The following is a 939-nucleotide window of genomic DNA, read 5'->3' as shown; positions in this document are numbered from 1 at the left end:
GCATAGCAAATGTCAGGTTGCGTTTGCAACCTAAATCATGTTCTATCCAAAAAAAGTTTATAAATAGCTGAAGAACATGTGTTTATATTGTTTTGTCATGTCAACCAAAATGAATTCTAATATTTTACTATCATGAAGGTCAGTTTAGTGCATATCACTATTGCTTGTAGGTTGTAATTACAGCCCTACAAATAGCTGATTAACAAAACATAAATGGTATGTTAATTGACGCGTATCGGGTACTTTCATGAAAGGATAATTCTTATAAAATACGATTAAAAATGTTAAATTATGAGTGAGAAAGCATCACAAACTCTGTATCGTTTCAGAACCTTTAGAAGCCCTGAATTATTTAGTGAGGAAGGAAAAGAAGAACGCTTTATTATGCAACCGGAAAGTGAAAAAGTAGGCGCTTTTTATAACAATATGAACAATAGGCAGGAGGGAGAATCTAAAATGGAGGTTTTAAAAAATGCAGCTACCGTTTTTCAGCCTAATACTAATACTGTTGATAGTTTAAAAGAAACATTTCCAAAATTGATACCGTTTGGAAGATGGCTAACAAGGAACAAAGCCAATTATAAAGACGATATTTTATCAAAAATTTCCGAGGTATATCCAAGAACCTCCACCATTCTTTGGAATGAGTTATTCTATCAGATAATTACCCAGGAAAATTTCTATGTCAAAGAAGTCGTAATTGAAGCTCTCTTAGCAAATCATGTAGTAAGTGCATATAGACAATTTAAAAGCGACGGGGTACAGTTACAAGAAATACCAGATGCCTTAGAACCTTATGTAAATGCCAAAGTATTATTACCTGCTGAGCTATTTGACTTTAGTAATGAAGCAACAGTAGTGTCATCAAATGCAACATCCAGTAGCGTTAAAAAAATTGACAATAATTGGACTAAGGCACAAAATGTAAGTATTGCCAAT

1 protein-coding gene is annotated in these 939 nt (G+C 33.0%); it reads left to right on the top strand.

The genetic code is table 11. The features are described 5' to 3' along the window. Positions 1 to 291 precede the first annotated feature (291 nt). The coding region (locus tag NBRC110019_RS16700; protein ID WP_281756605.1) for a hypothetical protein at positions 292 to 939 on the top strand (648 nt) is incomplete at its 3' end.

It is taken from the genome of Neptunitalea chrysea (assembly GCF_027924145.1).
GTDB lineage: Bacteria > Bacteroidota > Bacteroidia > Flavobacteriales > Flavobacteriaceae > Neptunitalea > Neptunitalea chrysea.
Note: the sequence above shows the minus strand (reverse complement) of the source record. Positions and strands in the feature narration are given on the sequence as shown.